Raw genomic sequence first — 14,488 nt, 5'->3', positions numbered from 1 at the left:
CTTCCTATCCACTCGTACACGAAAAGGGTGCAGCGACAAGCGCTACCGCTACGTTGAATAAATTGGCCGCAAGAGCCAGACCTACCATTACCGGTAGTATGACATATCAGTCCAGACAGGAGCAAGCGAAAGCAGGCTGATCTGCAGGTGCTGATATGTCGATGGATATAGAATTATTTGTTCAAGCTATCCGGGTCCGACTGGTGCACGTGGGGGATGTATGGCGAACAGTCGGGTTCGCAAATGAGGGCCTGGGATAAAACACGGATGGCGACTTGCAGGCGGTTACGCACGGTGCGGTCGGAAACACCGAGACGCGAAGCAATGTCTTTTTCGGTTTTGTCTTCCCAGTACGACAGAAGAACTACTTCGGCCAGGCGCTTGGGGAGGCGCTTGACGATATCCACTAAGAAACTGGAGTCGATCGCGTGAAAGATGGCGTATGCCTGCTCATCCTCGATTTCATAAGGATTATGTAAAGCATCAGAATACGCAACCATATCGTCGAGGCGATACATCAGACTGCGGGGGACACGCCGGCTCTTCTCGACATGGGCAGTATTCAGACGTCCTTCGCGTAACATGAAGGAGCGATAGACATGCATACGCTCATAGTTAAGGCAATGCACAAAGTTTTCTTCCCAGAAGTGGCGCTGAACATCCTGGACGGCCTTCAGGATCGCTTCATTTAAATCAGCGCATAAATCGAGTCCCATATTCCGCTGCTCATCCCAGCCAAGCCCGTAGCATTTGCGTGCAATACTTTTGGCCCAAAACTCATTTTTCGCTGAAGAACGTATAATGATAATGGACGCAAGCTTCTTGCCGATCGCTTCCAGCTGCATTTGACGCGCCACCCGCGCTGACTTCACTAACACCTCACGTGGAAAATCCGTCTGTTCGACCGTAGGCCAGAAATCCTGTGAATCATATGTGGGCAGCGATTCAAACACCTTTAGTAAATGTGAGCGTCGCTGATTAACATCAGAGTAGTATTTGGCAACCAATGCCTCCTCCCTTCCACAACCATTGATACCATGCCTACTTTTAAAGGTAGCACGCATCAATCAATCCCTGCACTATTTGTTATGCCGTGAGTGTGCTGCATTATTATAAAATGCGTCCCAAAAAACGTCAACGGCCCACAGCATATTAAAAAGCAATCGTGAACGCCGCTCAACCGCGGCTAGCTTCGCTCACACGATTGAATGGCATAACTTCCTCTCTGTCTATAACAATACCTGACACAAAGAGAAAACTGGAAAAGAACCGTCGCTCTTTTCCAGTTTTCTCAAAAATTCCTTTGGCTGTATGGACTGGCTTATTTGCCCGTCTGGTGGTAGGCCAGCGCGTTACGATAGACTTCAACATAACGCAAGGCGGAGGCATGCCAGGAATGGTCGGCCTCCATGCCGCGCAACTGCAAGGTACGCCAGAAATCCTTAAAAGGATACAGGGCGAGGGCGCGCACGATCGAGGCGAAGAATTCCCAGGCATCGTAGTTCTGGAAGACAAAGCCATTACCATCGCTGGTATGAGGATTATATTCCCGAACCGTATCGGCCAGACCACCAACGTGGCGCACAATGGGCACACAGCCATAGCGCATAGCATACATCTGATTGGTGCCACACGGCTCAAAGCGCGACGGCATCAGCAGCATATCGCTGCCAGCATAGATGCGCTGCGCCACCTCCGTATTAAAGGTCAGGAAGATGGCTACCTGATCCGGATAGCGCGCCGCCAGATTCTGGAACATCTCATGATAATGCTGATCACCCACACCCAGTAGCACAAACTGGACGCCCTGGGCCAATAGTGGCAGAATGATTTGCGCCAACAAATCAAAGCCCTTCTGGTCGGCGAGCCGCGAAATCATCGCCAGCAGCGGCACATCTGGCTTCACCGGCAAGTGCGCCTGCTCCTGAAGCGCCGCCTTATTCTCCGCCCGCTTATCCAGACTGTTCGCATCATATGGCGTATGGATATGATTATTGGTGGTCGGATTATTTTCCTGATAATCAACCCCATTTAAAATACCAAACAGGCGATCGCGGCGGGAGCGCAACATATGATCCAGTTTCTCCCCGAACGTCGGCGTCAGAATCTCCTGCGCATAACGCTCACTCACCGTCGTCACAGCATCCGCGAACAGGATACCGCGCCCCATAATATCCACCACATTCGCCAGTTCCGCGATCTGTGGATAGACAAAGCCATTGGCGGCCACCCCGGCTACCTCTAACAAGCGATAACCAAAAATGCCCTGATAGGCCAGATTATGGATCGTATAGACCGAGGCCGTATGGGAAAAGAAATCATCTTCCCGATACAGGGTATGCAACCAGTTAGGCACAATACCCGTATGCCAGTCATTACAATGCACAATATCTGGCGACCAATCTAAAGCCCGCACAGCCTCCAGAGCCGCCCGGCAGAACAAAATAAAACGCTCACCATCATCGGTATAACCATAAATATTTTCACGATCAAAATACCGGGGTACATCAATCATATAAACAGGGATATGATTGCCAATCTCCGCCTGCCGTACGCAAGCCGAAACCTGAAAATTGCCCATCGGCACAGAAATCGAATCAAGGATTGTCGTCAACTGAAAATGCTCGGCATCAACCTGACGGTAGCGTGGCATCACCAGGCGCACATCATGCCCAAGGGCTTGTAACGCCTTCGGCAACGCACCCACGATCTCCGCCATACCACCGACCTTCACAAACGGCTCAATTTCAGCAGCAAGGATCAGTACCTTGAGAGGTTGTTCAGACTGCATACAAGTTCCCTCCCACTCACGAAATGTATCTCATTATAGCATGCTGGCATGGTAGGACGAAAGGTAACCACGTCCATCCATGCTCAAAACTCGCCGCGATTGGTCGGTTGAGGTCGGCTGAAATCTGTGGTCTGTGAACAAAGTTTTCTGGACAGAAATTGCTGGCAGATAGATCAGCCAGCGTCGGTTTCTTCTTGCAACATAAAGCTGCCATGCCTGCCAGCGCCGCTAGCAAATTTCTGTGCGCCGCTGGCACCTTCCGCTTGCAGCACGCCTAAACCATGTTGAAACTCGTTCGCCAGCGCCTCCTGGAAGCTCAGATCGAATTGCTCATAAGCTGAGAGCCGGTCGCTGCGCATACACGCCTGAGGGAAGCGACTGATCTCTCTGGCAAGTTGCTCGGCAGCCTGGCGCGCCTGACCATGTGGCACAACCCGGTTTACCAATCCAAGCGCCAGTGCTTCCTGCGCCCCAACAGGCCGGCCGGTCAGAATCAAATCCAGCGCCCGGCTCATCCCGATCAGGCGTGGTAGCCGGATCGTGCCGCCATCAATTAACGGCACGCCCCAGCGCCGGCAAAAGACTCCCAGCACAGCGTCATCTTCCACCACGCGCAGATCGCACCAGAGCGCCAGTTCCAACCCACCCGCCACAGCATAGCCACTGATGGCGGCAATCACTGGCTTGCTAAGCAGCATCCGGCTTGGCCCCATCGGCCCATCGCCATCTGGCTCGACGCGATTACCTTCGCCCGCCGCAAACGCTTTCAGGTCCGCGCCCGCGCAGAACTGGCCATGATCGCCCACCAATACACCTACCAATGCCTCAGGATCAGCATCAAAATCCCGAAAGGCATCAGCCAGCTCCTGCGCCGTCTGGCGATTAACCGCGTTGCGCACCTCTGGCCGGCTCAAGATCACCGTGGTAACTGGTCCATTGCGCTCAATCTGAACTGACATGGCATCCCTCCTCTTGTATGATAGCTGAGCAGCTTAAAAACGATAATAATGTGCTTATCTATAATATAATGTGGCTTGATTGGCTGTTCAAATTTTCGACTTCTCTAAAGCCTGACAGCCATCTCTGTATCCTGGCGATCCATCTGAACGTGGTTCACCAGAGAGGGCTAAAAAAAGAGAGATTTTTTGTAGGAGTCAGAAGCATGCTGCATAAAAAAGTGAAGCGTACAACTAAAGACGAGTCAGAACAATTGCTGAATCCGGCTTATAGTCGCATTCCACTGGATCGGCCTATCCCACGCAATGAAATGCCCGAAGAGGAGATGCTGCCACAAACAGCCTACCAGCTCGTGAGCGATGAGCTGATCCTGGACGGCAATGCCAGGCAAAACCTGGCCACCTTTGTCACAACCTGGATGGAGCCAGAGGCACGGCAGATCATGGCCGATACCTTCGATAAAAACATGATCGATAAGGATGAGTATCCCCAGACGGCCGAGCTGGAAAATCGCTGTGTCAACATTCTGGCCAACCTCTGGCATGCTGAAGATGAAAAAGATACGATTGGCTGCTCAACCATCGGGTCAAGCGAGGCCTGTATGCTGGCTGGCATGGCTTTGAAATGGAAGTGGCGTGAACGTCGGCGTGCCGCTGGAAAATCAACCGACCGTCCCAACCTGGTAATGGGCATTAATATTCAGATCTGCTGGGAAAAATTCTGTCGCTACTGGGATGTCGAGCCGCGCCTGGTCCCTATGGAGCAGGGACGCTATCATCTCACAGCTGAAGAAGCAGTCAAGCTCTGTGATGAAAACACCATCGGCGTCGTAGCTATTATGGGGAGTACGATGGATGGTAGTTATGAGCCGGTCGAGGAGATCAGCCAGGCACTGGATCGCCTGCAGAGCGAGCAAGGACTGGACATTCCGATCCATGTCGATGCCGCCAGTGGAGGCCTGGTCGCACCATTCATCCAGCCAGAGGTGGTGTGGGACTTTCGCGTGCCGCGCGTTAAGTCCATCAATACGTCAGGGCATAAATATGGACTGGTTTATCCGGGCGTCGGCTGGGTAGTCTGGCACAATCGCAGCGATTTGCCGCAGGACCTGATCTTCTCCGTAAATTATCTGGGAGGGCAGACACCGACCTTTGCCTTGAACTTCTCGCGTCCCGGAAGCCAGATTGTGGCCCAGTACTATAATTTCGTGCGGCTGGGCAAAGCAGGCTATCAGCGTATACAGCAGGCTTGCCAGGACACAGCTCGCTATCTATCAGAGAAAATCGCCCAACTGGGACCATTCCAGCTGCTCAGCGATGGGAGCGACCTACCGGTATTTGCCTTTACCTTGAAGGAAGAAACCAACTTTACCGTTTTCGATTTATCGCAACGCCTACGGGATCGTGGCTGGATCGTGCCGGCCTATACTTATCCCAAAAACCTGGAGAACCTGGCCGTGATGCGCATTGTGGTGAAAGATGGCTTCAGTCGAGACATGGCAAATCTCTTGCTCAACGATATGCACCGCCACCTGAGCTACTATGCAGCACACCCAGAGAACAACCATACTGGCGGAGCACCTGGCTTCAGTCACGGGTCCAGCCATGAAGAGAAGTCAACCAATACGGCGAAGTGAGCGCGCGATGCATAGCATAACACAGTGAAGCATTAACTTAGATCCCACACGACATCGTTCCAGCCATTTCTCTAGAACATGATAAACCCTATGATGGAACACAGTTTAGAGTATGGCTGGAAGCACAAGCCTGTACCCGATCATGATGAGAGCAGGCCGTGTGAGACCAGGAACTGCCGGGCAACATCATCCGCGGACTTGTGCTGCACATCTACCTGGTAGTTGAGTTGCTTCATGGTTTCATTATTAATTTTTCCGGACAACTCATTGAGAATGGGTTTGATTTCGGGATACGCCTTCAGTGTATCCTCACGCACAAGCGGGGCGGCATAATAGGGCGGGAAGAGGTGCTTATCATCCTGCAAGACAACCAGGTTGTAACGAATAAGCGCGCCATCGGTCGAGTAAGCATCAGTCACCTGGAACTGGTCGCTCGCGACGGCCAGGTATTTCAGGCCAACATCAATCTGCCTGGTCGACTGGAAATTCAGGCCATACTTGCTCATCAGCGCCGGAAAACCATCATCATGTCGGATAAAGAACTCGGGATCACCACCAAAAACCAGTTGGGATGAGACAGCGGCGAGGTCGGAGATTTTCGTCAAATGATATTTGTGCGCAATAGCTTTGGGTACGGCGACCGCGTACGTATTATTAAAACCAATGGGATCAAGCCAATCAACATGGTATTGCCGGGCATACTCTTGCTTGACAGTTTGATAGACCTGTTCGGTATTCGTACTGGCCGGCTTCTTTAAAATATCCACCAGACCAGTTCCAGTGTACTCAGGATAGATATCGAGTTGACCATCTTTCACAGATGTCCACGCAACCAGGGTCGAGGCAAGGTTTGGCTGGTTCTGCACGTTGACATGCTTCAACTTTGCTTTCAGCAGATCATACATCATATTGCCCAGGACAATGCTCTCGCTAAAGTTTTTGGAACCAATGACAATCGTATTGCCACTTTTTGGTGTATTCCCAAGGGTGCTACTTTGCGGTCCGAAGCCACAGCCGCTCACCAGGGTCAGTAGCGCCGTAAGCATGATCCAGACTGAAACAATCTTCTTCATTTTTCCCTTTCTTCTCTTGCCGTCCCTTCATCTGCTGAAGGCATCCAAACGTTGTCGCATCCACGGGTTAGCGGCTCGCAGTAACTTTCGATAGCTTGCGCTCCAGGAGTGTTAAGGCTATTTCAAGCACGATGGCCAGTAAAGCGACCGGGATAGCTCCCGCCATCATGGTTGGCATATCGATGATTTGCAAGCCACGATAGATCAGGCTCCCCAGACCACCTGAACCGACGAAGACACCGATCGTCGCAACGCCAATCGCGGTCACCAGCGAAACCCGCAGTCCAGCCAGAATAACAGGAAAAGCCAGGGGGACCTCGATCTGGCGAAAGATCTCACCACGTGTCATGCCCATGCCCTTTCCAACCTCACGGTAAGCCGGATCAACACCCTCAAGGCCCTCATACGTATTTTGCAGGACAGGCAAAATGGCATAGAGAGCCAACCCTACAACCAATGTTGTATCGCCCAGACCAAATACCAGCAGCAAAAAGGCCAGCAGCGCCATACCAGGAATGGTCTGAATAACCTCAGCAAATCCAATCAACACACCAGCCAGGCGCGGCTGTCGACGGATCCAGACTGCCAGCAAAAAGCCAATGATCGAACCGATCACGGTCCCAAGCAGCGAGAGGTAGAGATGTTGCCATGTGAGCATAGCGATATCTGAGAAACTGATCATCTATTCCGAACTCCCATCTTCAAGCCACGCGGTGTCACCAGACGCCGGACAAAGCCAAATATAAGTCCGATAAGCAGGGCCAGCACAGCAGCCGGTATCGCACCCGCCAGTAACATATTGGTATCATAACTGGAAATGCCCGCGAAAATGAGCGTCCCTAAGCCACCAGCACCAATCAATGCAGCCAGGGTTGCCCAGCTCACTAAATAGGTAGCCGATAGACGAATACCGGTCACAATAATGGGTGCCGCCAGCGGTAACTCAACCATCGTCAGAATCTGCCATGAGGTCATGCCCTGGCCACGCGCCGCATCAATCAGCGCGGCATCAACTGAACGCAAACCAATGTAGGTATTGCGTAGAATAGGCAACAGCGAATAAAGCACAAGTACCGCGATCGCCGGTTGCGTCCCGATACCGAAGTATGGAATTACCAGCGCAAAAAAGACCAGACTCGGAATCGTCTGGAAGACTGATACCGTTGTAATCACAGGAACAGAAAAGCGGGGGAAGCGGGACAACAGAATCCCCAGGGGTAACGCAATCGCCATGCCCAGCAGCAAAGCTACTCCCGTCATGTACAAATGAGGTCCGATGGCATCGACGAGCAAGAGACCGTATGTGCTCCAAAAGTCAGTTATCACACTCATTCATCATTCTCCATCTCAACATTAGACAGAGCTTTGAGAGCCGAACGCTGTGTAACGACGCCTATAAATTGCTCTCCTTCACCAATGACCGGTAATGCTTCAGCTTCACCCTCGATCAGCCTTTTGAGCACCACTTCAGAAGCATCTGTATCCTTCACAGCGGCCAGCTTCGGATCCGTCCAATCATTACGATCCCACTGATCAGCACCGGTAGGTGGCTGGGAGGAGACACCCCGCAGGACGCCATTGCGATCAATCCAGCACCAGAGAGGTAAGTGGTCGATCTTCACGATCTTTCCATGTTCGGAGCATTCCTGGTGGACATGCGATGTGTCCTCTTGCATAAATTGCCCGATCAAATCCACTGAGGTCTGTATTTTAGGAAAGTTAAAGAGACGACCCATGAATTTAGCGACAAACTCGTCTCTGGGTGCCTGGACCAGTTCCTGTGGCGTGCCAATCTGATGCAACTGACCATCCTGTAAAATAGCGATGCGATCACCCAGGCGCATGGCCTCATCAATATCGTGGGTCACAAAGACAATCGTTTTGCGCAACCTGGATTGCAGGCGCTTCAATTCGGTCTGGAGTGACTCACGACTGATAGGATCTAATGCCCCGAATGGCTCATCCATCAGGATGACTGGAGGATCGGTTGCCAGGGCACGCAGCACACCAATACGCTGCTGCTGGCCGCCTGAAAGCTGGCGCGGATAACGCGAAGCGAAGGTATCATAATCCATATCAACCAGAGACAACAACTCGCGTGTGCGCTCGTGACGGCGCTTCTTATCCCATTTCAGCAGGCGCGGCACCAGCTCAATATTTTGCTCAATCGTCATATGTGGCAGCAGACCCGTCTGCTGAATCGCGTACCCGATACCACGTCGCAGTTCAATAGGATCATAACTGCACACATCGCGGCCATCCACATAAATCGTTCCACTCGTCGGCTCTTCCAGACGATTGATCATGCGTAAGCTGGTGGTTTTTCCACAACCGGACGGGCCAATCAGGACCAGCAATTCACCGGTCTGTACTTCAAGCGACAATTCATTTACAGCAGGCTTATGACCGGGATACGCCTTTGTAACATGTTCAAATTTCACACCCAATAGAAATTCTCCTTCATTAAGCGACGCAATGATCCTTAAATAATCGATACTCATAAAAAACCTGGATCAGGTATTATGTTGTCAGAATATCAATGTACGATTACAAGATATCAGATAGGATACTGCTGAATATAGAATGCTCGGCTCTCCATCGCGGCAGAGCAGCACTGGTAGACAATCAAAGAAGGGTCAAAATTCAGTACATAAAAGTGTGTTTTGAGCACCTGAAGATATAAAGCGTCAGGTGTCGGAGGCGCAAAATGGCTGGAGCACACTGAAGCACATAGATTATAGATGCTATGAAAATTACTTTTAAACTAAAACAATCTAATATAAGTATAGAAAATATAGTCAACGATTGTCAATGGTAGCCCTATTCCTTGCATACATCTATAGTCACAATGGCTTCTCGATCAGCCTCTCACGTAACTTATGAGCAATAGGAATATCGGCCGCAGAAAAATCGTAGTCATTTAACGCTGCAAGAGGAATCCATTTCATATCTGCATGGGCATTGAGCTGAAATTCGCCGGAAAGATACACAGTATGATAGGCCAGAAGCTCTATTTCTATATGTTGATAGCGATAGACGGTCGAACAGAAAAAATCTTTTACAGCGACCGCAACACCAAATTCCTCCATCATTTCACGCGTAAGACATTGCTCTGGCGTCTCGCCAGGCTCGATTTTTCCGCCCGGAAACTCCCATTTATGCGCCAGAGCATCACCCTTTTTACGCCTGGCAATCAGCACTTTTCCATCCACCATAAGAATAGCCGCAGTAACTTTTTTCATCAATATCTACTCCATTAATCTCCAGCAAGCTCCTATTGACCAGCTAACAACTCAAACATAGAAGCCATAGTGACACTCCGCACGCCCTGAAGGGCGGCGGCTTCTTCCACTCCTGCGTACGCCACTGTTCGAGATAGATAGCGTTGCTATGACTCACTGAACAGAGGTAATGGGCGAGGAATAGCTGAGGGCGCCACCATCCTGGCGTGATCCTCATGGGCGGTGCCATGCCCTTGCCCGTTCCGTGCCTCCGTGCTCGGCGGCGCGATGGGCCACCTTTGCTGTTGGCGTCTTGGGAACGGACAACACCTGATGATTTCTCATCCCTCTCTCCTGGACCCAGGAGAGGAGCGCGAGGCTTTTCCTGATGGTGAGCACGTGTACGCAAGCGCTGACCAATGACCAGGCTCGCATTGCGATCGGCATGACCCTTCATGCCACACGCAGGACACCAGGCCAACGGTGCCCCAGGGGTGTAGCCTGCTGGCTCGGGCCCCTGCTTGGCATGGTAACGTACAATCAGGCCATGACAACGGGCGCATTCGCGGCTCGTGTTGCGCGGGTTCACCCGACTCGTGATCATGCCCTCGTTCCACGCTTTATATTTGGCATTGGTGAATATACGCCCCTTCATCCAGAAGGCTCGTTTGCTGTTCCCTCGGCGACTGTAGCGGCCTTTTTGGGGTTTCAGGTTGCCCAGGTGTTCAAATACCAGCACACTCGCCTGATGCTGACGAGCAAAGTGCACAATGCGCGCACTGATCAGGTGTGCCACCTGCTCATCCACATGACGGATTTTCTCCCATAATGCCACATTATCGGGTTCGTTTTCGGCCAGGATACCCGTCTTACGACGGTTGCGGGCGATACGACCAAGCAGCCACTTCCTACGGCCATTTACGCGTTTGCCGCCACTGAGAAAGGTGGTGGCAACGGTCGAGCCGTCGGCTGTTTGGATGGTACAGACCGCCAGATGATGGTCGAGATTGAGATCAATGGCACAGATGCGTGTCTGGGCATGAGCCAGTTGCACAGCCACCTTCCCCGGACTGGTGAAGGTCTTTTCGACCGGGGTATGCAACCGCCAATGTGAGCCATGGCGAACCAGCGACGGACTCCCGGGCTCATAGCCATCGGGCAGGTCACGGCTCAAGAGCCGAACGTTGACCCAAATCCACCTCGCCCCTGTCCAGAGCTTGAGAAGAATGGAGGACGCAGTTCGCCTTTCCACTGGCCCTTGTAGAACGTCGGCGACCGATTCCAGGTCCGCGGGGGAACCGGTGGGTGCTCGGTGAAACGCTTCTTTTTGAGGGCCGCTTTCTCTTTGCGCGCACGCCACTTCTGCAAGCTCGTCTCAAAGGCGTGGGCGGAGCCAAGAGCTGCGTGAATAGCGGCACGGCGAAAGAGGGCAGGAACCTGAGGAGCAATGGCATCGAGCGGCATCACCGGATCGGGGTTTTCTTCCGTCGCATGGGTCAATGTCTCAAGGGCATGCAAGGCTCTGTGTGAGGAAAGCAACAGCACCTGCTCGTGAGCTGTGATGACCTCAAAGTAGAAGGAAGCCACTGTGTTGAACAATGCCTGGGTGGTCGTAAACCAGGCAGCATACCGGGATGGATACTGCATTGCTTGTGTGATGGTTTTCGTTGCCTTTGCCATGCGATGACTCCCTCCCTTCCTCCCCGCTAGATTCCTTTTTGCGCATTGATATAGTGTTGAATGGTCTCAGCACTCACTGCACCAGCCGTGCTGGCAAAATAGGAACGGGTCCAGGTCGAAGGCATTTTCTTCATGATAGGGGCGAACTCCCTTCGTAAATGAAAGGACGTGATGCCCTTAAGTTCTTTCACCACATCAGCGGCACTTTCAGAAGGCCAGACGCGGATAAAAAGATGAATATGGTCAGGTTGAATCGCCAGGGTGAGAATACTCCACCCTTTTTCCAGACATTTCTCTTCGAGTATCTGTTGACACCGTTCTTTGATGGGACCCGTAAGAATGGCTTTGCGACGACGAGGACACCAGATGAGATGATACACAATAAGATGGATGCGGTGCTCGTCACGCTGATACTGCAATGTACTCGTCTTTTCCATTGTTGCAGTATACAGGAGAAAAGACGATATTGCAACAAGCGAGGGCTAAAGCCCACGAGAAACCCGCCTATCCGCCTGGGTTCAAACCACAGCGGCTTGCGGCGGGTTACGCTTATGTCACTACCAATTGCACTCAAGCAATTGGCAGTGACTACTAGTATCGCATAAATTATGAAGTTCTTTCATTGTTCTTTTGCCAACGTTCAAAACTCCATCGTAATGCATCTATATGGGGCAGACATGATAAGTGATGGATAGAATCAACAGTAATCAGCAGTTCCTGAAGATTCTCTATAGATGGCGCTGCACAGAGTTCTAGCGTATCAGGATGAATTGCAAAAAGGCTTAGATCAAACGCAAGGTGATGATTTGCGCATAATACTAGTCCATTACGTGGATCATCTGACCCTTTGTGCTCCTTGGGCACAATATGAGCCGCCTGAAGTAGCGCAACAGCATTTAATCCACACACCATACACGTAGCCCCATAGCGTTTGAATACCTGAAATTTAAAGCGCTGCTGGTTAGGCCGCGACTGCACAGTGCGTTTTACGCTTTTATCATTGTGAAAAAGGGTAAATGTCTGATATTCAGCAGGATCTTCTCGGACAACCTGGACAGGTGTTTTTTCAGGGAATTGTTCATCAAAAATAATAAGGAAGTGTCGTAAATCGTCATCCCAAGCCTCAACATGACCAAGATAAATATTTCGCAAAGAATGACCTACATGCTTAATAACAAAAAGTGGTATGCCCAACTTAAATGTATTCTTAGTGGCTTCAATTTCGCTTTCATCTCTTCCAGAAAGCCGGTTTGTTTTTGGATAATCATAAATAACACCATCCTCCGACCAATCATCAGGATAACTTTTACCGGAGTGAGTGACACTAACGGTCACTCCTTCCTTAGCTAAGGAAACTGTACGCTGTTTATCAACCCAAATTCCTTGCATCCCTCCATAGAGCTTTATATCGCGCAACACACCCGCTTCAACATTTTTAAAACCCGTCTTTTCTGACAAATACTTCCACAATTCTAGTCTATACAAAATCTCTTGTTCATTTGACATCATGTCGTTTTATCCTCCCTGATAGATCATCCATGTTTAAGTTTTATCTCATGCTCATAATAATAATTCTACAACTCAGAAATAACAAGTATGTAACTGCAAGTTGATCCTTTCTAGCTGCAGCAACTATCTATTAAACACTTCTACCTTAAACTCATTCTTACAGAAAGCCCAACTAAATGAATACAATAGCTCTGCCGTGATTGGCTTTGACGATATCAAAGAGGACGCATTCTCAATGCCCTCATTAACAACCATTGCCCCAATAAACAGGAGATCGGTGATCTGGCCGTCACATTTCTCCTTGATCGCATTGAGAAAACCTGTAGCGGTCAACCACGCCAGACACAAGCCCCATTTCAACTGATCATCCGCGAAAGTACCGCCGGCCGCAGGGCCCAATGATTCCTTGCCCTTCATTCCAAACCTTCGTCATAAATAGTTACCTTTATCACAGAAGTATGTTACTATATCCACAATGATCATGTAGAGCCAGAGTTACGTGTTAGTTTGACTGGTTCCGCTGGTTCTTTTTTACCCTTTGGATTCAACAACTCATCCATATGTGCCATGCACACCAACAATCATCCTGATCATAGAGAGCCTGGCACCATTGGTGTGCAGTGGATGCCAGAGAAATTCAAAGGCGCATGATCGCAATTCTGTATGATGCAGGAGTTCATCTCAATGGGACTATTTCAGTGGCTCTGGAAAAGCATAACGGGCTCGACCGTGGAACACACCGACCAGCGTCTGGTAAAAGTTGGGGACCGAGCTTACGTCGAGAATGCTCCCTATGTGTTGCCCAAAGACGAGCAGGAAATTGATCGCCTCGATCTTCAACACTATGTTTTCCGCTATATGCTCCGCGACAATTATCTGGCTCCGCTTAAAAATCCTGGTCGCATTCTAGATATCGGTTGCGGAACCGGTCTCTGGGCAATCGAGCTCGCAAAAGGCTTTCCTACGGCAGACATTGTTGGCCTGGATATTTTAAAACCCACCCTCGATGCCACTCAGCGACCACGCAACGTCTTATTTTTACAGCGCGATGTCCTGAAGGGCTACCATTTACGGAACAAACATTCGACTATGCCCATATGCGTTTCTTGATTGGCGCATTACCGACCAGTGATTTTCAGAACGTCGTCAATGAGATGTGTCGCGTAGTGAAACCCGGCGGGTGGATTGAGCTGGCTGAACCCGGCATGATCATCAACGCGGGGATTGGACTCCAGACATTATGGGGTTGGCTGATTGAGCTTGGTAACAGACGTAACATTGATCTGTCCGGCAAAAAGCGCCTGGATGGTTTTCTCAGGGAGGCTGGGCTGGTCAATATCTCCTACAAAGAGGTGACGTTTCCGCTTGGTGACTATGCGGGGAAGGTTGGACACCTGGCCGGCAAGAATGTTTTGATGCTCGTGGAAGCGGTCCGCGCTCCCATTGTGGCCCTCAAGATCGCCTCGGCTTCTGATTACGATATGATGCTCGCCAGGGCTAAAGCTGAACTATTCTCTCAGAAGGGCTCCTGCTCAGCACCCATGCGTATTGCGATCGCGCAACGAAAAATCTAAATCCTCCAGACAAACAAAAAACAGGAGTGGCAATCATCGCGATTGCC

At 50.7% G+C, this 14,488-nt stretch carries 16 protein-coding genes; 3 read left to right on the top strand and 13 right to left on the bottom strand.

All coding sequences use genetic code 11. The features are described 5' to 3' along the window. Nucleotides 1-173: 173 nt before the first annotated feature. The 3 genes from KDW_RS30120 to KDW_RS30110 form a co-directional block, all read right to left on the bottom strand. Nucleotides 174-1,064: a sigma factor-like helix-turn-helix DNA-binding protein gene (locus tag KDW_RS30120; protein WP_151759596.1), complete on the bottom strand. Its 891-nt coding sequence runs from the start codon at nucleotides 1,062-1,064 to the stop codon at nucleotides 174-176. Between the two features lie 257 nt (nucleotides 1,065-1,321). Next, nucleotides 1,322-2,791, bottom strand: coding sequence for a glycogen synthase (locus KDW_RS30115; protein WP_151759595.1), 1,470 nt, complete (start codon nucleotides 2,789-2,791; stop codon nucleotides 1,322-1,324). 173 nt (nucleotides 2,792-2,964) lie between these two features. Next, nucleotides 2,965-3,750: a crotonase/enoyl-CoA hydratase family protein gene (locus KDW_RS30110; protein ID WP_151759594.1), complete on the bottom strand. Its 786-nt coding sequence runs from the start codon at nucleotides 3,748-3,750 to the stop codon at nucleotides 2,965-2,967. A gap of 203 nt (nucleotides 3,751-3,953) precedes the next feature. Between KDW_RS30110 and gad the strand changes: the two genes are divergently transcribed. Next, on the top strand, nucleotides 3,954-5,384 hold the full coding sequence (gene gad / locus KDW_RS30105) for a glutamate decarboxylase (protein ID WP_151759593.1): 1,431 nt from the start codon (nucleotides 3,954-3,956) through the stop codon (nucleotides 5,382-5,384). Nucleotides 5,385-5,524: 140 nt separating this feature from the next. Here gad and KDW_RS30100 read toward each other — a convergent pair whose 3' ends face one another. The 10 genes from KDW_RS30100 to KDW_RS30055 all read right to left on the bottom strand — a co-directional run bounded on the left by KDW_RS30100 (nucleotide 5,525) and on the right by KDW_RS30055 (nucleotide 13,284). Beyond that, complete coding sequence (locus tag KDW_RS30100) at nucleotides 5,525-6,457, bottom strand: ABC transporter substrate-binding protein (RefSeq protein ID WP_151759592.1); 933 nt, start codon at nucleotides 6,455-6,457, stop codon at nucleotides 5,525-5,527. Nucleotides 6,458-6,524: 67 nt separating this feature from the next. Then, the gene (locus KDW_RS30095) at nucleotides 6,525-7,139 is read right to left on the bottom strand and encodes an ABC transporter permease (RefSeq protein WP_151759591.1); all 615 of its coding nucleotides are present in this window, start codon (nucleotides 7,137-7,139) and stop codon (nucleotides 6,525-6,527) included. Beyond that, complete coding sequence (locus KDW_RS30090) at nucleotides 7,136-7,789, bottom strand: ABC transporter permease (RefSeq protein ID WP_151759590.1); 654 nt, start codon at nucleotides 7,787-7,789, stop codon at nucleotides 7,136-7,138. Before KDW_RS30090 ends, KDW_RS30095 begins: the two co-directional genes overlap by 4 nt. After that, nucleotides 7,786-8,898, bottom strand: a complete 1,113-nt coding sequence (locus KDW_RS30085) for an ABC transporter ATP-binding protein (protein WP_269822559.1) — start codon at nucleotides 8,896-8,898, stop codon at nucleotides 7,786-7,788. The genes KDW_RS30090 and KDW_RS30085 overlap by 4 nt, the downstream gene beginning before the upstream one ends. A 402-nt stretch (nucleotides 8,899-9,300) precedes the next feature. Continuing rightward, on the bottom strand, nucleotides 9,301-9,699 hold the full coding sequence (gene mutT / locus KDW_RS30080) for an 8-oxo-dGTP diphosphatase MutT (RefSeq protein ID WP_151759588.1): 399 nt from the start codon (nucleotides 9,697-9,699) through the stop codon (nucleotides 9,301-9,303). A gap of 43 nt (nucleotides 9,700-9,742) precedes the next feature. Then, nucleotides 9,743-10,852, bottom strand: coding sequence for a zinc ribbon domain-containing protein (locus KDW_RS36335; RefSeq protein ID WP_151759587.1), 1,110 nt, complete (start codon nucleotides 10,850-10,852; stop codon nucleotides 9,743-9,745). Beyond that, nucleotides 10,849-11,358 (bottom strand): hypothetical protein, encoded by a 510-nt coding sequence (locus KDW_RS36330; protein ID WP_151759586.1) that lies wholly within the window; start codon nucleotides 11,356-11,358, stop codon nucleotides 10,849-10,851. Before KDW_RS36330 ends, KDW_RS36335 begins: the two co-directional genes overlap by 4 nt. Nucleotides 11,359-11,384: 26 nt before the next feature. Further along, nucleotides 11,385-11,777 (bottom strand): IS200/IS605 family transposase, encoded by a 393-nt coding sequence (gene tnpA, locus KDW_RS30065; RefSeq protein ID WP_233098034.1) that lies wholly within the window; start codon nucleotides 11,775-11,777, stop codon nucleotides 11,385-11,387. A gap of 187 nt (nucleotides 11,778-11,964) precedes the next feature. After that, nucleotides 11,965-12,867 (bottom strand): HNH endonuclease, encoded by a 903-nt coding sequence (locus tag KDW_RS30060; RefSeq protein WP_151759584.1) that lies wholly within the window; start codon nucleotides 12,865-12,867, stop codon nucleotides 11,965-11,967. A gap of 123 nt (nucleotides 12,868-12,990) precedes the next feature. Beyond that, nucleotides 12,991-13,284, bottom strand: a complete 294-nt coding sequence (locus KDW_RS30055; RefSeq protein WP_151759583.1) for a hypothetical protein — start codon at nucleotides 13,282-13,284, stop codon at nucleotides 12,991-12,993. Nucleotides 13,285-13,551: 267 nt separating this feature from the next. Here KDW_RS30055 and KDW_RS30050 point away from each other — a divergent pair, with 267 nt between their 5' ends. Continuing rightward, nucleotides 13,552-13,977 (top strand): class I SAM-dependent methyltransferase, encoded by a 426-nt coding sequence (locus tag KDW_RS30050; protein WP_162005754.1) that lies wholly within the window; start codon nucleotides 13,552-13,554, stop codon nucleotides 13,975-13,977. Then, complete coding sequence (locus KDW_RS30045; protein WP_233098042.1) at nucleotides 13,902-14,441, top strand: class I SAM-dependent methyltransferase; 540 nt, start codon at nucleotides 13,902-13,904, stop codon at nucleotides 14,439-14,441. The genes KDW_RS30050 and KDW_RS30045 overlap by 76 nt, the downstream gene beginning before the upstream one ends. The last annotated feature ends 47 nt before the right edge of the window (nucleotides 14,442-14,488 follow it).

It is taken from the genome of Dictyobacter vulcani, from assembly GCF_008974265.1.
Taxonomy (GTDB): Bacteria; Chloroflexota; Ktedonobacteria; order Ktedonobacterales; family Ktedonobacteraceae; genus Dictyobacter; species Dictyobacter vulcani.
Note: the sequence above shows the minus strand (reverse complement) of the source record. Positions and strands in the feature narration are given on the sequence as shown.